Raw genomic sequence first — 19614 nt, 5'->3', positions numbered from 1 at the left:
TAATGAGATAAGGCTCTAAGGATACTGTGTTATGACCTACTGTGTGGCCATGCGGCTGTCATCCGGGTTAGTGTTTGCCTCTGACTCCCGTACCAATGCCGGGGTGGATCATATTTCCACTTTTCGCAAATTACACCTGTTTCAGCAAGAGGGTGAACGAACGCTGGTGGTGCAAAGTGCGGGGAATCTGGCAACCACACAGAGTATTGTCAGTTTGCTGCAACGCCGCTGTCTGGACCCGGAACAAACTAACCTGCTGAATGTGCGCTCGATGTATGAGGCCGCAACACTTCTGGGTGAGACGGTGCGCGAGGTGATTAACCGAGACAGCGGTGCGCAGCAAAACAGCGGCGGAACCGATTTTAACTGTAACCTGTTGTTAGGCGGGCAAATTAAAGGTGAAGGACTGCGGCTGTTTCATATTTATCCGCAGGGTAACTTTATTGAAGCCACGCAGGACACGCCCTATTTTCAAATTGGCGAAAGTAAGTACGGCAAACCGATTATTGATCGGGTGTTGAATTACCACACCACGTTGGATCAGGCCATGCAGTGCGCGTTGATCTCGATGGACTCAACCTTGCGCAGTAATTTATCCGTCGGTTTACCGCTAGATGTGATGATCTATTCACTCGATAGTTTCAGTACCGAACAGCAATATCGCATCACCGAAGATCACCCCTACTTTATGATGATCCGTAAGGGCTGGGGCGAGGGGCTAGTGAGTATTTTTGCGCAGTTACCCGCGCTAAAGCTGGGAGAGTGATTTAGTTTTGGTGATGGATAGGCTCTGGTTTCGGTTGATATGCATTCAGTGTTCACCTAACCATTGCGGCCTCCATCCTCGTCGGCAATATTCCTGATTACGCTCAACGTCAAAAGAGATTCAGAATCAAAACCATAGCGTTTTGTTTTGAATTGGCCTTTGAAGTTAAAAGCACATTTGAGCTGCCGAGCAAGGAGAGAAGCCACTGATCTGAACTAAATCATTCCCTCACCCAATAAATCCCCTCATATGCCCGCAACACCATCTCCTGCGGCTGGAAAGCACTTTCGCCGTAGCTGCTCATCAACAATTGCCAGTTACCGTCCAGCGCAATCTCCTCTGGCTGCCACTGTTGCGGTTCACCGCTCAGGTTAGCCACCACCAACAACTGTTTACCCTGCCAGTGGCGCAAGTAGCACCACAACTCTGGATGTTGCGGGCAGAGATCACGATAGTCACCAAAAGTGAACACATCATGTTGTTTACGCAGGGCTATCAAATATTGATAGGCATAAAACACCGAGTCAGCATCAGCCAGCGCGCTATCAACATTAATTTCAGCATAGTTACTGCAGGGTTCGATCCATGGGGTTCCCTGACTGAAACCGGCATTACGGCTGCGATCCCATTGCATCGGGGTACGACTATTATCACGAGATTTGGCTGCCAGAATCGCTAATAACTCGTCAGGATCGCGATCTTGTGCACTCAGCTCAGCAAACATATTCAGACTTTCGACATCACGGTATTGATTAATCGAGGTAAAATTAGGATTGGTCATGCCAATCTCTTCGCCTTGGTAGATATATGGCGTACCTTGCATACCATGCAGCACCATTGCCAGCATCTTGGCCGCTGGCACGCGCAGTGCACCTTCGTCACCAAAGCGCGATACAATGCGCGGCTGGTCGTGATTACACCAGAACAACGCGTTCCACGCACGGTTATGCATCCCCTGCTGCCACTGGTTAAATATCTGTTTGAGTTCCACCCGATCCGGCGGCATTAGCGACCATTTGGCCCCATTAAGATAATCCACTTTTAGATGATGGAAATTAAAGGTCATCGACAGCTCATCCCCGCCCAATGCGGCATAACGCTGGCAATGCTCAAGGCGGGTGGACGACATCTCGCCAACTGTCATCAGGCCGCGCGGTTGAAACACATCACGGCTCATTTCTTGTAAAAATTCGTGGATACGGGGGCCATCGGTATAGAAACGGCGGCCATCACCCGCAAAATCATCCGGGAAGTCTTGCTGTTTGGATACCAGATTAATTACATCCAGGCGCAAACCATCCACACCAATATCAGCCCAAAACTCGCACACTTTCTTCAGTTCATCACGTACCGGCTGGTGCTCCCAATTAAGATCCGCCTGCTCGGTAGCGAACAGGTGCAGATAATATTGGCCGCTTTCAGCATGCCATTGCCAGGCATTACCACCAAATTTCGAGCGCCAGTTATTCGGTAAATTATCACCCTCACCATCACGCCAAATATAGAACTGACGGTACGGGCTGTTGCGCTCCGCTGATGCTTTAAACCAGGCATGTTCAGTCGAGGTATGATTGAACACCATATCCATTACGATACGAATACCCCGCTGATGAGCAGCCGCAACCAAAGTTTTGAAATCATCTAAGCTGCCGTAAGCAGGGTCAATGGCACAGTAGTCGGCAACGTCATAGCCGTTATCCACTTGTGGCGAGACATAAACCGGTGTCAACCAGAGGGCATCAACGCCGAGTTTGTGCAGATAATCCAACCGTTGCGTCACGCCAGCCAGGTCACCATAGCCATTACCGGTGCTATCCTGAAAACTCTTCGGGTAAATCTGATAAATGACGCCGTTTTGCCACCAAGGGATAGGATTATTCATAGCAGACTCTTATTCGTAGTAAAAACAGAGAAAATTAAAGAAACAGCTCCGCCACAGGATAACCTTTGGCGGAGAAATACGATTTAGACCGGTAATTCGCCACGACTCTCTTTACGTTTGTAAACCAGTATAGTCAGCACCAATGGCACCACGATCGCCACTAACATTGCCACAGCATAAATCGCCCAGAACTGTGGTTTGATGGATAAAATACCAGGCAGGCCACCGACACCAATACCGTTCGCCATCACCCCAGTCAGACCACAAATGAGGCCCGCCAACGCAGAACCAATCATGGCGCACAACATCGGGAAGCGATATTTGAGGTTGATACCGTACATTGCCGGTTCTGTGACACCCAGATAGGCTGAAATTGCCGCAGGTACCGATATTTCGCGCTCATTGATCTTGCGGCTAATGATAATAATGCCCAATACCGCAGATGCCTGTGCGATGTTAGACAGCGCAATCAGCGGCCATACCGGTGTACCGCCCATGCTCTGAATCATCTGCATATCAATGGCTAACGTGGTCTGATGCACACCGGTAATGACTAGCGGCGCATACAAGAAGCCAAACAGTGCGGCACCAATCGGCGCGAAGCTGCCTGTCATAACAGCTTTCACTCCCCAGGCCACACCATCACCAATCATGCGACCAAATGGCCCGATAAGCGTATGGGCGAGGAATACCGCCAGCAACAGGGAAACTACCGGCACCACCACCAAATAAAGATAGGCTGGAATGATTTTCTTCAGATTAGTTTCAATCCAACCCAGCGCCAAACCCGCCAAAATTGATGGAATGACCTGTGCCTGATAACCTACTTTCTCAATGGTAAACCAGCCAAAGTTCCAAACTTCGGGGATCTGTTGCCCCAGCAGGTAGGAATTCATCAGTTGTGGTGATACCAAGGTGATACCCAACACAATCCCCAATACCGGGGTGCCCCCCATTTTCTTCACTGTCGACCAGCAGATAGCCACCGGTAGGTAGAAGAAGATGGCTTCGCCCAGCAACCAGAGAAAGTCGTAAATGGTTTTCCATGCCGGATACATCTGTGCCAGCGTTTTGCCATCAGACATCGGAATATCGCCAATCACATTACGGAAGCCAAGAATCAAGCCTCCGCTGATCAGCGCTGGCAGCAACGGGAAGAAAATCTCGGCAAAGTGAGAAATACCACGTTCAAACCAAGTCATGTTCTGCCGTGCAGCCAGTTTGGTCTGCTCTTTATCCACTTCATTCAGGCCAATTTTAGCAATCAGCGCTTGATAGTAATCGTCAACTTCAGGCCCGATAACCACTTGAAATTGCCCGGCATTAGTAAAGCAACCTTTAACCATCGACAGATTTTCAATTTCTTTAGGTGAAGCTTTAGAGGGGTCATTCAACACAAAGCGTAGCCGGGTAATGCAGTGGCTGACGGTGGCAATATTATCTCTGCCTCCCACCAGTACGATCAATTGATCGATATCTTGTTGTTTTACTTTGCTCATTTCAACGTACCTTTCGTAAAGGTGAGATAACGTGCGACTTATTCGTTTTTCTTAATAAAAGCAGTAGGGTCAGTCTTAAAGAAAAAATACATCGATAGCCTGTTAAATATACAGCTCATTAAAGATTAGCTATGTATTGATTTTTATGGAATGGGAACGTTCCCAACTTGCGTTAGAGATCACAATTTGACAACTTTTTATGATGTTATTGGCCGTAAACCATGGGTTCGCCCATCACGCACTCCCACCACACAGGGTGGGATTTCAGATAGCATCACGTCGAGAAAAGAAGAATCAGGCCAGTTGACCAGGAATGATAATTTGTTGAATTGATTGACTATGATTAAGTTGATCAAGTAATTGTTGGGCGGCTTTCACTCCTGCGGTGCCATAACCCAGCTCGACTGACAGGGTATTTGGGAACAAAAAGTGCAACAGCGGTGTATTACCAATGCCGCAGACCTGAATGTGTTGCAGGCTCTGCTGTTGTAAATACTTACTCACCCCCATAGCGATAGTGTCAGAGGCACACACCAGCGCCGAGGTATCGGGTTTTATCACCTGAGGTGCGAGCTGGAAGCCACTTTGATAACTCAGTTCACCCAGTGCAACTGTCGGTAGCAGGCCATGTTGTTGGCTGTAATCAAGATAAGATTGATGACGACGCATACCGGTAGTGGCATCCGACGGCTGCACGCCAATATAGCTAATATGCCGATGCCCCGCGTGACGTAATTTATCCATTAACAAGCGCACTGCCCCGTCGTCGTCGTAGCATACGGAAGAAAAACCCGCATACTCGCGCGCCAGCACCACCATTCGTTCCTGCCATGGCGAGAGCATTTCTGCGGTTAACCCAGTGAAACCAAACAAAATGACGCCATCTACATGGCGCTGTTGCAACACATGTAAATGTTCACTGACTAATTCAGGATCAAACTGGCTCTCCATCAGGATAGGGTCATAACCTTGCTGATAGAACAGTGGCAGCATCGTGCGCACCGCCTGATTTTCAGATGGCGAATCCAGACGCGAGACAATAATACCCACAACTTTATCACTCTGACCCCGCATGGCTCGGGCTGATTTGGACGGGGTAAATCCCTGCTGACGGATGACAGCTTCCACTCGTTCACGAGTTTGTGGACTGACGCTACCTTCGTTATTCAATACCCGTGAAACCGTGGATTTTCCAACTCCACTCATGCGGGCAATGTCCTTTATGGTCAAACGGTTTTGCATGGTTTACCTAATGTTTAGGTTTGGAAACATATAATAAACTGATTATTTATATTACCGAAGTTGTGGGAAGTCTAGCATGCGCAGAATCAGACTCAGCGCATGATATCCCAATGACTCGCAGCATATTACTGCCCTAACGGCATATCTTACCGTCGGGGTGGTCTTTGGCGTGGCGAGAACAGTGATGCGGTTTAATGTCTGTTTAGCTGTTAGACAGCCGCTAACAATCTTTAAATAAAACCGGAGGTTAATTACCCAGTGGACCCTGTTCCCTCGACCTACACCTTTTGGTGTGTCCGGTAAGGTAATTCCCCATTCAGGGTGGCTGCTTTATCGGATAACAATCTGATAAGCGGTCACTACGCACGTCCTTGCGTTAGTTTCTGCTGATGATGTTTTTGCTCTCTCTACGGCAGATTTGCCGTGGGCGCAACATAAAGACCGTCCGACAAACGGCTTTGTGACATGACAGTAAGGCTCAAACCATGCAAGTTAAAAATTTCACCCGGCAGTTGCTCAATGTGTTGAGCCGTAACCTGCCTCGCCGCCTAATTCGCCGGGAAACCATGTTAGATGGCTTGCCGCAGGGAAGTGCGACAAAAGATTTGCCCGCAGCGCTGACTCAACAACGTTTGCAGTGCGCGAATGAAACGCCACCACAACTTTATCTGCGTTTTCAGAGCCACCCCGAAGGGTTAACGGAACAAGAAGCAGCAGCCATTCGCCTGCAAAATGGCAGTAATCTCATTGAAAATCAGCAAGCTACCAGTTGGTGGGTCCACTTATGGCACTGCTATCGCAACCCGTTTAACTTGCTGCTCACCATTCTGGCTCTGATTTCCTACGCCACCGAAGACCTGACCGCCGCATTGGTGATTGGTGCCATGGTGTTAATTTCCACCCTGATGCATTTTATCCAGGAAGCACGTTCTAACCGCGCTGCGGATGCTTTAAAAGCCATGGTCAGCAATACCGCAACCGTGGTGCGCAGTGATGCCCATACGGGCAAGAGCGAGCATCGTGAGCTACCGATCTCTCAGTTAGTGCCTGGCGATATCATCAAACTATCTGCGGGCGATATGATCCCGGCGGATTTACGTATTCTGGTGGCCAAAGATCTGTTTATCAGTCAGGCCGCCTTAACCGGTGAGTCACTGCCGGTTGAGAAAGTGGCGCAATGCCGTGAGTGTGAGGAACAAAATCCACTCGAACGAGACACGCTGTGCTTTATGGGCACCAATGTCGTTAGCGGTTCGGCACTGGCTATCGTGGTGGGCACCGGTAACCAAACCTATTTCGGTCTGCTGGCAGAGCGTGTAACGCATCAGGATGAGCAACCTAATGCCTTCCAGAGTGGCATCAGTAAAGTCAGTTGGTTGCTGATTCGCTTTATGTTAGTCATGACACCTATCGTGTTGTTGATAAACGGCTTTACCAAAGGTGACTGGTGGGAAGCCGCGCTGTTCGCGCTCTCGGTTGCTGTGGGTTTAACCCCGGAAATGCTGCCGATGATCGTCACGTCGACGTTGGCAAAAGGGGCGGTGAAACTGTCCAGGCAGAAAGTGATCGTCAAGCGCTTAGATGCTATTCAGAACTTTGGCGCGATGGATATTCTGTGTACCGATAAGACCGGCACCCTGACGCAAGATAAAATTGTGTTGGAAAGCCACACCGATGTGTTTGGGGCCAATTGTGAGCGGGTGCTGCACTACGCCTGGCTCAACAGTTATTACCAAACGGGATTGAAAAATCTGCTGGATGTCGCGGTGTTATCTTCCATGGTTGAGTCAAAAGACTCAGAATCTCGGGCAGCCGATACGCTGGCGGGTTACCGCAAAATCGATGAAATCCCATTCGATTTTGAACGCCGTCGCATGTCAGTGGTGGTCAGCGATAAAGCAGATTATCACGAACTTATCTGTAAAGGCGCGCTGGAAGAGATGTTGTCCATTTGCCGTCATGTCCGCCAAGGGAGTGAAATTATCCCATTGACCGACGCGCTGTTGGCAAGCATCCGCCGCATTACCGATGAACAGAACCAGCAAGGACTGCGAGTGGTGGCGGTTGCCACCCGTATCATGCCAGCTTATCAGCAGGATTATGCTGTTATTGATGAATATGACCTGATCTTGGAAGGGTATATCGCCTTTCTCGATCCGCCGAAAGAGAGCACAGCGCCGGCGCTGCTGGCACTAAAACTCAATGGCGTTAACGTTAAAATTCTTACCGGTGACAACGAGTTAGTTGCGCGTAAGGTATGTAAAGATGTTGGATTATCTGTCGAGCATGTCTTGCGTGGCAGTGATATCGAACAGATGACGGAGACACAACTGACGGAGGCCACCCGCACCACCACGGTGTTCGCCAAGCTGACACCAATACACAAAGAACGTATCGTACAGAACCTGCGTAATGCCGGTCATGTGGTCGGTTTTATGGGGGATGGCATCAATGATGCACCGGCACTGCGTGCTGCTGATATTGGGATCTCGGTGGATTCAGCAGTAGATATTGCTAAAGAAGCCGCCGATATCATCTTGTTGGAAAAGAGCCTGATGGTGCTGGAGCAAGGGGTAATTGAAGGCCGCCGCACATTTGCCAACATGCTGAAATACATCAAGATGACTGCCAGCTCTAACTTTGGTAACGTCTTCAGCGTCCTGATTGCTAGCGCATTTTTGCCCTTCCTACCCATGCTGCCACTCCATCTGTTAATCCAGAATCTGCTGTACGATATTTCGCAGATTGCTATTCCATTCGATAACGTTGATGAAGAGCAACTGGCAAAGCCACAACGCTGGAACGCCGGCGATTTGGGGCGATTTATGGTGTTTTTTGGTCCGATAAGTTCTATTTTTGACGTACTGACTTTTTGCCTGATGTGGTGGGTATTTAAAGCCAATACGCCAGAAATGCAGACATTATTCCAATCCGGTTGGTTTGTTGAAGGACTGCTGTCCCAGACCTTAATTGTGCATATGATCCGTACCCGTAAAATTCCCTTCATCCAGAGCCGTGCCTCTTGGCCGCTGTGTCTAATGACACTGGCGGTGGTGGTTATTGGTATCGGGCTAACCTTCTCTCCACTGGCTGGGTTCCTGCAATTACAAGCGCTGCCACTTTCTTACTTCCCATGGCTGATAGTGATCCTAACCGGCTATATGGTGACAACGCAGTTGGTTAAAGGGTGGTTTGTGAGGAGATATGGCTGGCAGTGATTTGATTATTAACCGCGTGAGTGTTGCGCCATCCACGGTGCAGCGGCTTGTCTCCTGTCACTCCGCGCTTTCACCGGAAATGGCTGTGAAACTGACGGCAGTTCTGGGAAGCACTCCGGCAATGTGGCTCCGCCTCCAGGCGGCTTACGATCTAGGGAAAGCAGAAGAGAGCATCGATATTTCAAATCTGACTAAATTGTACAAACCAGAACCCGTATCACTACATAGCTGATACGCCCCAACGCCCCTCGGTTTTTCAACGGCTGTCTACCACTCACGGATAGCCTTTTCTATTCCATCGCTAGAAATTTGCTTTGGCATAACTCAAATTCGACTCAAACAATCAATCGCTATCGCCTTGAAGCTATCAAAATGCTGACTGCTCAATAAACGGCTCATTGAACGCTCTCGCACAAAAGTAACGAACAAGTCGTAAATCGCCATCGCTTCTTCATAGTCAGTTTTACTGATAGCTAACAGGAAAATGACATGGGCTACCTCACCATCACCCCAGGCAATGCCATTGGGAGCCAACAGGGTAACCACCACGGTCTTTTTGGCTAACAGGCCGAGTGAGTGTGGCAGTGCAATCCCCTCCCCCAGCATAGTGGAGACAATCGCCTCACGCTCCACCACCGATGGGTAAAAGTCCGCATCAACGAACCCTTCCTCTTCCAACTGACTGCACACTTTTTTAAATAACTGCTCTTGTGTCATCGGCTGGTCGATAATCATAAAATGATTACTGTCGAAAAACTTTTCCAACATATAAGGGCGAGTGCGATCCACTAGCACCAACTTACCCAGTTGTTCTAACTGATATTCAGTCGGAAACGGTGACATTACTACCACCGGCTTATTCTTTTCCGCCAGACGTGAATTAGAAATAATAAAATCTTCGTCGATATGGTCGAGATTTTCGTAATCACGCAGGGAAATGGTTTGTGTCATCACGATCTGCGGATACTTACGAACAATCTGTGCCTGAATCATTCGGGTAGTGGAGTTACCGGTATCACACACTAACATCACCTGTGGGTGACGTTGATAACCAATATTGTAATGGCGTTCCAACCCAACACCAATGTGCAGTACCAGATAGCCTATCTCATTCTCACTCAAGCTATAAGGCGTATATTTGCCCCAACTGGATACCGCCGCCAGTGTTACGTCATAAGCCATCGGATAGTGCTGTTTTATATTGGATAACAATGGATTAGGGATAGTTATCTGATACTTCACCCGCGTAATCATGGTCTTGATATGGGTGAGTAAATCAATTCGTAACTGCTTATCGCCCTGCAAATTGTAGTTATAGTGGGCGTTGATATAAGAGAGGATGTAATCCACCAATGTCTCTTCATCATCGGCGTTGATTTCACTGGGGCGACTGGTACCAGGCTGACTGACTTGCACTCGGCGGGCGGCAATATTGACCCGCAAATACGCTTCTTCTGCTGCCGAAATGTCTTTGCCCGATAATAGTTTCAACTCATTTGCCAAACGGCCGGAGGCGAGTTTGACCGCCTCATCCACATCTTCGGCATCAAAATCTGATAACGGATAACCGTCGGCGATGCGTTTTATCGCCACAGCACAGTAGAAAATAAGGTAGTGCTCACCCTCATCAGTTAGCCGTACCGCATATTGCGCCAATAGCTCATGCAGCAATCCCGTTAATTCGGGGATAGTCTGAATGTTAAGAAACTCATTTTTTAATAATGGGTTATCAGCATCTTGCAGATGTAGCTGAAACAAAAGGTCGGTCAAACACGTGCGGACAGCCAACTCGGCACCAAACAATTTCATGCCGTAGCGTGGCTTGGTTTCAATCGTCAGATGGTATCGGTTTAGCCTTTCTCTCACCTCAGCCATATCATTTTGCAATGTGCCACGGCTAACGAACCATTCATCAGCTAAATCTTCCAGCTTCAATGAAAAAGCAGAGGTCAGAAAACGGATTAACAGGTAATGCACTCGCTCATTGGCAGTTCGCGGGGTTAGGTGCATTTTGCGGTTTTGCTGCTGTAGAGCACGAAAGCGTTCAGCATCATCGATCATCAATCGGTAGCCAAAGCCACGGTTATGGATAAAGTGCGCACCATAATGTTCAAGGATCTCATTCAACGCCGTAATATCTGCCCGCACGGTACGTGTCGAAACCGCAAAACGTTTCGCCAGCTCATCCTGAGGCAGCGTTTCCGATTGCAATGCATCGAACATGTAGGCCAGACGTTGATAGGGAAATCTCACTGCTCCACTCCGTTATTCAGGGTGTATGGGCATCCCCCCGCCACCATGGGCAGAGGGGGAGCGTTATCTCACACGGCAACACAGGCCTTCACCGCTAGTGATTTTATATAAGGTAAATCAAATAATTACGGTACTATTTTTTTCACGATAGCTAATAAGGTTCGCACATCTTCTGGGCGAGTATTGCCCGTTTTGCTGTCGATTATCGAACTGTAGATATGCGGGATAATTTTCGTTACCCCAGCATCCAGTGCAATTTGTACGATTTGTTCAAAATTATCCAGACTGATGCCGCCGGTGGGTTCCAACCAGAAGCCGGTAGCAGCACAAGCCTCAGCCACAAAACGGTATTCATCGATAGAGTCCAGCCCGTTCATTGGGAAAAACTTTAGCGAACTGCCGCCCATATCTTTCAACATAGCAATGGCGGTGGTCACTGGAACAATCGCTTCCTTTTGCTGTGAACTGAGTGGCCCGGTGGAGATATTTACGTAACCCACTTTGCCGGTCGGTGAAATCAAGCCATTCACCACAGTATCATGCTGCCCCAATAAAGCACGACTTGGGCCAACACCAGTAAATACCTGATTCACATGTTGCGGTTGCACCTGCTGTGAAATCTGGCTGACCATTGTTGATTGCTTCGGATCCCCCGCGCCCAACCCTACCGACAGGGCATTATCGATAACAGCCGCGTATTCGCGCATATCTTTGACTGCGCTGTCGACATCAGAATAGTTCTTCGATAGCACCCCCACCAGGACATGGCCTTCAGCGGCTTGATAAATCTCGCGTGCATTCTCTTTTGAACCGGCTAACACATTCAGGCACACCCGGTCACGGTAATAATTCGGGGTCAGTTTCATTGGTCAGGCTCCCTTAGCCAGGCGGTTAATGCAGGTATAAATTATCTCGAGTTGTGATGGCGTGACACTGCGCACATCCACTTCAATTTTGCCTTCATTAGCTTTATAGGCGCGGAAGTAGATAGCAATATCGCCATTTTTCAGCGCATCCACCAGATCCGGTGTCGAGCGCCCCATTTTAGCTTCATCAAAACTGATTTCAGTACGGGCAATATCACGCCCGGCAGCATCCCAAACCACTTTCGCAGACACGCCGTCAATGGTATTTAACTGACTGATAAATGGTGTCATTTTTTCTACCATTTGCTGGCCGGTCTCTTTTTCCAGCGTCATATAGCTTTCAATAGCACGGGTCAGGCCGAGAATACCCTCTTTACCCACTTTCATCGCCCGGCCAATACCACTTGATTGCAACTTCACCCAATCAATATAGGTTTTCTTGCCTAACACCAGCCCGCTGGTTGGCCCTTCAATAGCTTTGGCACCGCTGTAAATCACCAAATCTGCACCCATCTGGTAATAACATTGCAAGTCTTCTTCTGCGGCCGCATCAACAATTAATGGCAATTGATGCTTGCGCGCAATCACTACCGCTTGCTCAACGGATAGAATGCTTTTTTGCACACAATGGTGGGATTTTATATACAAGATCGCCGCAGTATTTGGCGTGATCGCCGCTTCCAACTGTTCCGGTAAACATTCGTTGGCATAACCGGCTTCCACCACTTTGCCTCCCCCCAGCGTCACCATGGTATCGACCGGCGCACCGAAGTTAACGTTATGGCCCTTCGGCAGAACAATTTCGTGTGGCACTGCGCGCGGGGCAGCATGTAGATTAACCAGTAAATTGGCATCATCTTTCACGATCACCGCAGCGACCGACTGAGCAATACCGGCAGAAGCACAGGAGACAACCACCGCGCTCTCAACATTCAGCAAATCAGCAATGTAAGCACCGGTCTTATTGACCAAATCTTTCATTTCGAAGTAATGGTTTAGGCCCAAATCTACCGCCTCAACCACATCCTGCCGTGGCGTTGAAACGCCCAACATCGTCATGCGACCAGAAGCATTAATTACATGTTTTAACTGGTATTTTTCATAGACTGAAGACATCTTTTGACTTCCCTTCGTCAGTTAATACTACGTCACCAGCAACGACCGCCGCCAGTGGCACCAGATATGTCTCACCGGTAAGCGATTTACCTTCTGAATCACTGAATAGCTGAGGTTGCTGTTTCAGCTCAAAAATCGTCAGGTCAGCGTCATAGCCCGTTGCCAGCATCCCTTTGTGAGTCAAATTCAGGGCTTGCGCGGCATTTTCTGTCACACAAGCAATAACCTGTTTAAGGCTCAAACCGAGGGTGAAAAATTTGGACATCACCGTCGCCAGGCTGTGCACTGGCCCATTAATACGGTTGCGACAATAGATGTCGGAGCTGATGGTGTGCGGGTAAATACCTTGCTTGATGGCCAGTTCGGCAACATCAAAGCTGAAACTGGCACTGCCATGCCCAACATCCAGTAATACACCGCGTTTCAATGCGCGTTGAATAGAATCACGCAAGGTCCCGGCAGGGGTCAGAATACGATTGGGCTTACCGTTATAGCAGTGAGTAATAATATCGCCTTGCGTTAACAAGTCGGCAATCTCATCCAAGTCCGGCGGGTTATTGCCAATATGTACCATCAAGGGTAGCTGATTATTTTCTTGTTGAATCTCTTTGGCTCGCACCAACGGTTTAATGCCGTTTTTACCGACCACGCTGCTGCTCATGCGGGCTTTAATACCGATAATAAAACCAGGATTACGGGCAATAGCCTGACTGACACTTTGCTTATCAATCTGCGCCATATCCGCTAATTCGTTTTGCGTCACGATGCCGGTTTTCGCAATATTCAGAAAAGCATAAACATGGGTTTTGGCGGTACGGGTTAGGCGGTAAAAATCATCCACATCATTGGCACCAGTGCTGCCGGCATCCACCACCGTCGTCACGCCACTGGCGACTCCGACCAAATCAGCTTCGTCATGATAAATAGGAGATGCGGGGTAACAATGCACATGGGAATCAATCCAGCCAGCACTGATGTAATATTTCCCGGCCAAATCCAACATTTTTTTAGCGCAAGAAACTGAAGGCTCGGCTTGATTATTATCTTCAGTGGTAATAGCCGCATCGACGGCCACAATTTTTCCATCATTAATTACGATATTAACCTGACGGCCGTCAACTAATAGTGCGCGTGTGATAATAAAGTCATACATTATCTTTATTCTCCATTATGTCCTTCTTACTTGACGTTGCAGCAGTGTTAGCAGGGTAAATATCCGGTAATTTGAATATTTACCCCTGACATCATGAAATAGCGACTGGGAAAATAGACCCTAAAATCATGGCACCCAAAATCGCCCCGCCGGTAATTGGTTTATTCCACAGATAAAACAGTAAAGCGCCACCTAAAGAACCAATCCCAATTGGAATTGATGCTGTTATGGCTGACAGGATAATCAATGGCCCGAGGAAACGGCCAGAGGAGTTACCGGCCCCCATCATAACGTCGGCACCATAAGTAGAATTACTTTGGTTAATCGTAAATTTACGCGCCAAAATAATCAGATAGCCGATAGCTAAACCAATAATCAGGCCGGTTACCAGTGAGGCGGCAAAATTAGCCACCGGGAAGACAAATCCGGCGCCCAGTAATAATGCTGGCACACCCAGACCAACACCGGTTTGAATCGCGCCACCAATATCTAAAATACCGACAAGCGAACCTTCAATAATACGGGCGAATAAGAAGCTGGCACCAAATGCCGCCACCGCACCATAAACACCGGTATCCATACCAGCACGTAGCATTGAAACAAATGCCACTTCGTTAAATGCACCGATACCATATAAATAATACATATGAGTACCCGCAAATACGCCGGAGGATAATAATCCTACAAAGATCGGAAATGACCAGTCGGCATACCAGAAATTATTCTTGGTTTGTTCATCCATCATCAAGCTCCTCTCGTTGTATTATTTTCCGCTCAATGCGTTATGAATGGTATCGAGCCAAACCGGCGCGCTCAGGCTAAATGACTCCAGGAATTTCAGATCGAATCCGCGGAAGAAACCACTGAGCACAAATAACAGAACAATCACTGTCATCATGATCTTAGTCACTTTATTCCAGCCGCTTTCCTCAACACCTTTACCAATTAAAATACCCAACACTAGACCAGGTACAGCGTTACCCATAATTAGCTGAGCCAACCCGCCAAAAATAGTGGCCCAGAAACCAGAGCGACGCCCGGCATCAATAGCCGCCAGCCAGAAAATAACCGGCATCACGGTGTTAACCAGAATATTTGCTGCTGGTACCAATACTTTAATGGCCGTAACCTGTAATGCTGCTGGTACCGCAGAAGCAGTGGTGTTTAGGAAACTGACAACAATAACCCCGATAATCCCGCAGGCAATTGCCATCTTTTTCGGGTTATGCATGGTTTCCGCTACATTACGATTTTTAATCATTAATGCGGCGGCACCCCAGTTAGGAATGATGCGGTGGTCGACGTCCTGAGTAAAGGCACCTGCTGCCACCGAAGAGGCCCAGGCGTTGAAGAAGAAACCTAATCCAAAGGAGAAGTGCGATGCAGGATCTCCCTCGCATGAGTTCAGTTCGCCCAGGGTACGAAATGCCCCCATCCCCTGTATTGTCGGTGCATGAAACATACGGGCGGCCCCAACACCTACCCCCACACCGACCAGTCCGCCGATAATAATCGACTTAAAAAGAATGATTAGAAACATCAGTATATCCTTTTCATTTAGATATGAAGACGACCTTATCCGTATTAATAATTGTCACGTTCACGGTAATATCTAATTCAACGCTATATGTCTTTCTTTCACGCGGCAGGAAAAAGAATAAAAACTTCTCATTTTTAACTGATAATTCTGCGTTTAATACTTTTACGTCTTGTGGCTCAATCCGTAACAGAATATTTTGTGTCGATTTCAACACCGTATTCTGGACATTACCGAGTGCATTAGCGAAAGCTTTTTCCTTAGTATCGCCTTTACCTTTCACTTGCACCTGAGTGGTATATTGCTCTTTCATTACGGTTGACCGTATTTCTTGATATAAGCGTCGACTAATCTCTGGCCTAATTCTTCTTTATCCATAAATCCGAAGCCCAGCACTTTGCAGCCTTCATTTATTGCCGTCACGCCTTCTTCAACAGAACGCATGCCGTATTTTGCTTTGTAACCATATTTATTTTGCGCCGTAATAGCGCCCGCACCGCCACTGCCGCAGAATGAAATGCCAAAGTCAGCTTTTTCACTGTTCATCACATCACCCAATTTCATGTCTGCGGCAACACCGGGAATAACCACTACGCGGCCACCAGCCAATTCAACACCCTGGCCCACTTTTTGGCCTTTACCTAAACGGTCGCCAATCACAACGGTAATTTGACTCATAGTCACTTCTCCAGATCACTGTTTTATGGGTTATTGTCTTTCGCTACTTCAAAATGCACCGACAACAAATAGGCTTCTTCAATGGGCAAATTGGCAAATTTATCGACCACTTGCTGGGCCATTTGCATCGAATGTGCTGAAATCTCATCAAATAATGATTTATCCACTTCAGGTAATGGCTCACCAGTTATGGAACGCAATACCATGGCACGGATATGTGATGTCAACATTTGTTGCTGAACTTTATTGGTAAAAATATTTTCACTATTTAACATTGCGGTAATTTCAGCTAATACCCGCTCAGTAATAATCATTACCTCTTCTTTTCCAGGTTCCTCGGCGGCATTTAATGCGGCTACATCATTCACGCTGGCAATCCCCTATTTTTGCTATATCCGTCATACTTCAGGTTGTAGGGCCGTTGGCTACGTTTTCTCGCCCTAGTGATTTACTTCAGGGACTCACTCCTTTGCCGCCTACCCACAACTCGAATTATTTAAGGTCTGTAACAACTTTCTGATGATAAAGATAAGTTCAGTTATCTTCTCTCTGCGCTGTAACATCACCCTACCTGCAAGCGGAATAGCTGTGTAGCGGCTTTTTTTCCAGTTCAAAGTGGAAATGTAATGTACCGGTGGGATCACTTTCGCAAAAAACGCCTGTTAGATAGTTAACTTAATCATTAACAACAAAATAACTTTTATATAAATACGTCAGTGCGGTTTGTAGTGGAAAAAAGTTCGTGATCCTGATCTCTTTCTTTTCTAGTCAGAAGCGCCTAATATCAGATCAATATTAAGCTATTTTCTAACACCCCCTCTCCTATGGCGTGGGGGTGTTGTTTTTATGTTTTGCTGAAATTGAATTGGAGAGTGGTATGACCAAGCCAACCATCACGATTAACGAGCTGGATGCTGAACGTTTGGATGCGTTACTGGCGCAACCGGCTTTTGCCGGTACAGTGGTCGCTCAAGCGCTCAATGAAGAACTGGATCGTGCAGAAATTCTGCCACCAAACGCCATTCCGGCAGATGTGGTGACCATGAATAGCCGTGTGCGTTTTCGCGATCTGAATAACCAGGAAGAGCATATCCGCACGCTGGTGTATCCGGCATCGCTACAAGACAGTAACGAACAACTTTCCGTGATGGCTCCGCTGGGCGCGGCATTGCTGGGGCTGCACGTCAATGATGAAATTAGTTGGAAGCTACCAGGTGGGGATGAAGCCCGCATTACTGTGTTAGAACTGCTGTACCAGCCAGAAGCAGCCGGTGAATATCACCGCTAACACTATTACCAAAGCCATTGGCGTTACCGCCAGGCGGTAAATGGACAAGCCCCGAATCACTGACTCAAGTCAGTGATTCGGGTGAAAGGGATTATTAACGATACTTTTTATGGTAGGTATCGCGGGTCGGTTTAAAGTCTTGCGCTGCTTTTTTAGCTTCATCGAGCTTGCCTTGATTCGCTAATGCCAGCGCACCATCAATCTGCCCGATAAATAAGTCCAAACCATGACGGAAATCCTTCACCTCCGCGCTACCCTCGCCTTTACTCTTCAACTTGGTAGGTATGCCCTTTTGTGCATCCTGCGCCGCTGCACGCATCGCCTGCAAGCCTTGCTTCATCACATCAGTAGAGTCAGCCTTCAACACTTTGCCGTAATTATCAGCAATGGTTTCCATGTTATCAGCCACGCTGGCAGCCATCGCTAAAGTGCTGGCGCTGAGTAACACCGCCGCCATTAACGCCATCATTTTCTTACCCATGCTCACATTCCTTCTATACCCTTCTAACGTGGTGTTGCAGCAGGGTTTCGCAGCAAGACCAAATTGGGGATGGGATTATTGTTATTGAAATACTGATCATTAGTACATTGCTCACACTTAACATAGGCAATAGACACTGAAACTGACAATGATTTCTTGTAATCAATTAAGAAATGAGATGAGGGCTGAATAAAAATCAAAAAAAAAGCCAGCAACCAATGCCAGCTTTAGGTGTGAAGCTACACGATGTTATTCGCCCGCAATCTTCATCGCAGGTAATAAAACAGAGCCACACTGAATGTTACTGCGGGTTTCGATATCACTGCCTACGCTGACAATATTACGCAGCATATCTTTCAGATTACCGGCAATCGTTATCTCACTGACTGGATACTGAATCTCACCGTTTTCAACCCAAAAACCTGCCGCGCCGCGGGAATAGTCACCGGTTACGGTACTGACTCCCTGGCCCATCAGTTCAGTTACCACCAAACCTTTGTCCAATTGCTTCAGCATCCCGGCGAAATCCTGCCCCTGACCGGCAATACGCCAGTTATGGATACCACCAGCATGACCGGTACTTTGCAGCCCCAGTTTACGGGCTGAATAGCTGGTCAACAGATAGGTTTGCAGTACCCCATCTTTAACGATTTCCCGTTGTAAAGTACGCACACCTTCACTATCGAACGGGGTCGAAGCCAGACCACGCAGTAAATGTGGGTGCTCTTCAATAGTTAACCACTCAGGTAAAATCTGTTTACCCAAATGATCGAGCAAGAAGGTCGATTTACGGTAGATATTGCCGCCGCTGATCGCCGAAACCAAGTGACCAAACAAGCCGGTCGCCACTTCAGCGGCAAACAGCACCGGTGATTGCATGGTCGGCAGTTTACGTGGCGATAAGCGGGATAAAGTACGACGAGCGCACTCCTCACCAACCCATTCCGGGCTGGCTAAATCTTCCATCCGTCGGCCAATGGTATAAGCGTAATCTCGCTCCATATCACCATTATGTTCAGCGATAACGCTGCTGGAAAGCGAATGGCGACTTGAGCAATAGCTCTGTAACATGCCGTGGCTGTTACCAAACACCTTGATGCCATAATGGCTGTTAAAACTGCCACCTTCGGTATTGGTAATCCGCTTATCGGCCTGCAATGCAGCCTGCTCCGCCCGGGCGGCCAGCAAGATACCTTGTTCTGCATCCAAATCGCTCGGATGGAACAGGTCCAAATCAGGCGCCTCAAAAGCCAGCAGCGATTTATCTGCCGCGCCAGCGTAGGGATCAGGTGAAGTGTAACGAGCAATATCCAGCGCAGCCTGCACCGTGCGGGCGACTGCATCTGGATTTAAATCGGTGGTAGACGCGCTACCTTTACGCTGCTGGTGATAAACAGTAATTCCCAGCGCACCATCGCTGTTGAACTCCACATTTTCCACTTCACCAAAGCGAGTGCTGACACTAATTCCGGTGGTTTTACTTACAGCGACTTCGGCCGCATCAGAACCCACACGGGCCAATTCCAAAGCCTGTGCAACCGCTTGTTCCAGCGTTTTACGCTGTTCTGCAACTTGAGTGACTACTTTCATCAGTCTGCCATAATTAATGAGATAATCGTTCAGGAAAGAGTCGTA

Annotated in this window: 18 protein-coding genes; 4 read left to right on the top strand and 14 right to left on the bottom strand. The window is 48.0% G+C overall.

Annotation, left to right across the window (positions count from 1 at the left end; translation table 11 throughout):
* Positions 1–31: 31 nt before the first annotated feature.
* Positions 32–766: a proteasome-type protease gene (locus tag V2A84_RS21370; RefSeq protein WP_083162246.1), complete on the top strand. Its 735-nt coding sequence runs from the start codon at positions 32–34 to the stop codon at positions 764–766.
* A gap of 220 nt (positions 767–986) precedes the next feature.
* Here the strand turns inward: V2A84_RS21370 and treC are convergent, their stop codons facing one another.
* The 3 genes from treC to treR all read right to left on the bottom strand — a co-directional run bounded on the left by treC (position 987) and on the right by treR (position 5389).
* A complete protein-coding gene (gene treC / locus V2A84_RS21365; RefSeq protein WP_083162244.1) occupies positions 987–2648 on the bottom strand; it encodes an alpha,alpha-phosphotrehalase in 1662 nt (553 codons plus the stop codon).
* A gap of 83 nt (positions 2649–2731) precedes the next feature.
* Complete coding sequence (gene treB, locus V2A84_RS21360; protein WP_083162242.1) at positions 2732–4147, bottom strand: PTS trehalose transporter subunit IIBC; 1416 nt, start codon at positions 4145–4147, stop codon at positions 2732–2734.
* 294 nt (positions 4148–4441) lie between these two features.
* Positions 4442–5389, bottom strand: a complete 948-nt coding sequence (gene treR / locus V2A84_RS21355) for a trehalose operon repressor TreR (protein ID WP_083162240.1) — start codon at positions 5387–5389, stop codon at positions 4442–4444.
* 485 nt (positions 5390–5874) lie between these two features.
* Here treR and mgtA point away from each other — a divergent pair, with 485 nt between their 5' ends.
* Both mgtA and V2A84_RS21345 read left to right on the top strand, forming a co-directional pair.
* Positions 5875–8607, top strand: a complete 2733-nt coding sequence (mgtA, locus tag V2A84_RS21350; RefSeq protein ID WP_442849050.1) for a magnesium-translocating P-type ATPase — start codon at positions 5875–5877, stop codon at positions 8605–8607.
* Positions 8594–8839, top strand: coding sequence for a HigA family addiction module antitoxin (locus tag V2A84_RS21345; RefSeq protein WP_083162236.1), 246 nt, complete (start codon positions 8594–8596; stop codon positions 8837–8839). Before mgtA ends, V2A84_RS21345 begins: the two co-directional genes overlap by 14 nt.
* Before the next feature lie 92 nt (positions 8840–8931).
* Here the strand turns inward: V2A84_RS21345 and V2A84_RS21340 are convergent, their stop codons facing one another.
* The 9 genes from V2A84_RS21340 to V2A84_RS21300 all read right to left on the bottom strand — a co-directional run bounded on the left by V2A84_RS21340 (position 8932) and on the right by V2A84_RS21300 (position 16578).
* Positions 8932–10860 (bottom strand): BglG family transcription antiterminator, encoded by a 1929-nt coding sequence (locus V2A84_RS21340; protein ID WP_083162234.1) that lies wholly within the window; start codon positions 10858–10860, stop codon positions 8932–8934.
* Between the two features lie 125 nt (positions 10861–10985).
* Positions 10986–11726, bottom strand: a complete 741-nt coding sequence (gene dagF / locus V2A84_RS21335; RefSeq protein WP_083162232.1) for a 2-dehydro-3-deoxy-phosphogluconate aldolase — start codon at positions 11724–11726, stop codon at positions 10986–10988.
* Positions 11727–11729: 3 nt separating this feature from the next.
* On the bottom strand, positions 11730–12842 hold the full coding sequence (locus V2A84_RS21330; RefSeq protein ID WP_083162230.1) for a DgaE family pyridoxal phosphate-dependent ammonia lyase: 1113 nt from the start codon (positions 12840–12842) through the stop codon (positions 11730–11732).
* Positions 12826–13995 (bottom strand): amidohydrolase/deacetylase family metallohydrolase, encoded by a 1170-nt coding sequence (locus V2A84_RS21325; RefSeq protein ID WP_083162228.1) that lies wholly within the window; start codon positions 13993–13995, stop codon positions 12826–12828. Before V2A84_RS21325 ends, V2A84_RS21330 begins: the two co-directional genes overlap by 17 nt.
* Before the next feature lie 91 nt (positions 13996–14086).
* Positions 14087–14737, bottom strand: a complete 651-nt coding sequence (locus tag V2A84_RS21320; RefSeq protein WP_032896643.1) for a DUF4310 family protein — start codon at positions 14735–14737, stop codon at positions 14087–14089.
* A gap of 21 nt (positions 14738–14758) precedes the next feature.
* Positions 14759–15535, bottom strand: a complete 777-nt coding sequence (locus tag V2A84_RS21315) for a DUF4311 domain-containing protein (RefSeq protein WP_004392358.1) — start codon at positions 15533–15535, stop codon at positions 14759–14761.
* A gap of 13 nt (positions 15536–15548) precedes the next feature.
* On the bottom strand, positions 15549–15845 hold the full coding sequence (locus V2A84_RS21310; protein ID WP_083162226.1) for a DUF4312 family protein: 297 nt from the start codon (positions 15843–15845) through the stop codon (positions 15549–15551).
* Positions 15845–16210, bottom strand: a complete 366-nt coding sequence (locus tag V2A84_RS21305; protein WP_083162224.1) for a glycine-rich SFCGS family protein — start codon at positions 16208–16210, stop codon at positions 15845–15847. The genes V2A84_RS21310 and V2A84_RS21305 overlap by 1 nt, the downstream gene beginning before the upstream one ends.
* A gap of 23 nt (positions 16211–16233) precedes the next feature.
* Positions 16234–16578 carry a PRD domain-containing protein gene (locus tag V2A84_RS21300; protein WP_083162222.1) on the bottom strand — a complete coding sequence of 115 codons (345 nt, stop codon included), beginning with the start codon at positions 16576–16578 and terminating at the stop codon, positions 16234–16236.
* 509 nt (positions 16579–17087) lie between these two features.
* On the opposite strand from V2A84_RS21300, the gene rnk reads away from it, so the two are divergent.
* A complete protein-coding gene (gene rnk / locus V2A84_RS21295) occupies positions 17088–17498 on the top strand; it encodes a nucleoside diphosphate kinase regulator (RefSeq protein ID WP_083164033.1) in 411 nt (136 codons plus the stop codon).
* 94 nt (positions 17499–17592) lie between these two features.
* Here the strand turns inward: rnk and cybC are convergent, their stop codons facing one another.
* Positions 17593–17979 (bottom strand): cytochrome b562, encoded by a 387-nt coding sequence (gene cybC, locus V2A84_RS21290; protein WP_083162220.1) that lies wholly within the window; start codon positions 17977–17979, stop codon positions 17593–17595.
* Between the two features lie 249 nt (positions 17980–18228).
* On the bottom strand, positions 18229–19569 hold the full coding sequence (pmbA, locus tag V2A84_RS21285; protein WP_083162218.1) for a metalloprotease PmbA: 1341 nt from the start codon (positions 19567–19569) through the stop codon (positions 18229–18231).
* Positions 19570–19614: the final 45 nt, after the last annotated feature.

Origin of the sequence: Yersinia sp. 2553 StPb PI (assembly GCF_052217105.1) — a bacterium.
GTDB classification, from domain to species: domain Bacteria; phylum Pseudomonadota; class Gammaproteobacteria; order Enterobacterales; family Enterobacteriaceae; genus Yersinia; species Yersinia enterocolitica_E.
This window is presented reverse-complemented; position numbering and strand designations above follow the sequence as displayed.

Bases quoted from the DNA above. Each gene is read 5' to 3' on its own strand.
- V2A84_RS21370 (WP_083162246.1), top strand. From the start codon at position 32: ATGACCTACTGTGTGGCCATGCGGCTGTCATCCGGGTTAGTGTTTGCC.
- dagF (WP_083162232.1), bottom strand. From the start codon at position 11,726: ATGAAACTGACCCCGAATTATTACCGTGACCGGGTGTGCCTGAATGTG.
- treR (WP_083162240.1), bottom strand. From the start codon at position 5,389: ATGCAAAACCGTTTGACCATAAAGGACATTGCCCGCATGAGTGGAGTT.
- mgtA (WP_442849050.1), top strand. From the start codon at position 5,875: ATGCAAGTTAAAAATTTCACCCGGCAGTTGCTCAATGTGTTGAGCCGT.
- V2A84_RS21325 (WP_083162228.1), bottom strand. From the start codon at position 13,995: ATGTATGACTTTATTATCACACGCGCACTATTAGTTGACGGCCGTCAG.
- V2A84_RS21345 (WP_083162236.1), top strand. From the start codon at position 8,594: ATGGCTGGCAGTGATTTGATTATTAACCGCGTGAGTGTTGCGCCATCC.
- V2A84_RS21320 (WP_032896643.1), bottom strand. From the start codon at position 14,737: ATGGATGAACAAACCAAGAATAATTTCTGGTATGCCGACTGGTCATTT.
- cybC (WP_083162220.1), bottom strand. From the start codon at position 17,979: ATGGGTAAGAAAATGATGGCGTTAATGGCGGCGGTGTTACTCAGCGCC.
- V2A84_RS21310 (WP_083162226.1), bottom strand. From the start codon at position 15,845: ATGAAAGAGCAATATACCACTCAGGTGCAAGTGAAAGGTAAAGGCGAT.
- pmbA (WP_083162218.1), bottom strand. From the start codon at position 19,569: ATGAAAGTAGTCACTCAAGTTGCAGAACAGCGTAAAACGCTGGAACAA.
- V2A84_RS21305 (WP_083162224.1), bottom strand. From the start codon at position 16,210: ATGAGTCAAATTACCGTTGTGATTGGCGACCGTTTAGGTAAAGGCCAA.
- rnk (WP_083164033.1), top strand. From the start codon at position 17,088: ATGACCAAGCCAACCATCACGATTAACGAGCTGGATGCTGAACGTTTG.
- treC (WP_083162244.1), bottom strand. From the start codon at position 2,648: ATGAATAATCCTATCCCTTGGTGGCAAAACGGCGTCATTTATCAGATT.
- V2A84_RS21330 (WP_083162230.1), bottom strand. From the start codon at position 12,842: ATGTCTTCAGTCTATGAAAAATACCAGTTAAAACATGTAATTAATGCT.
- V2A84_RS21315 (WP_004392358.1), bottom strand. From the start codon at position 15,535: ATGTTTCTAATCATTCTTTTTAAGTCGATTATTATCGGCGGACTGGTC.
- treB (WP_083162242.1), bottom strand. From the start codon at position 4,147: ATGAGCAAAGTAAAACAACAAGATATCGATCAATTGATCGTACTGGTG.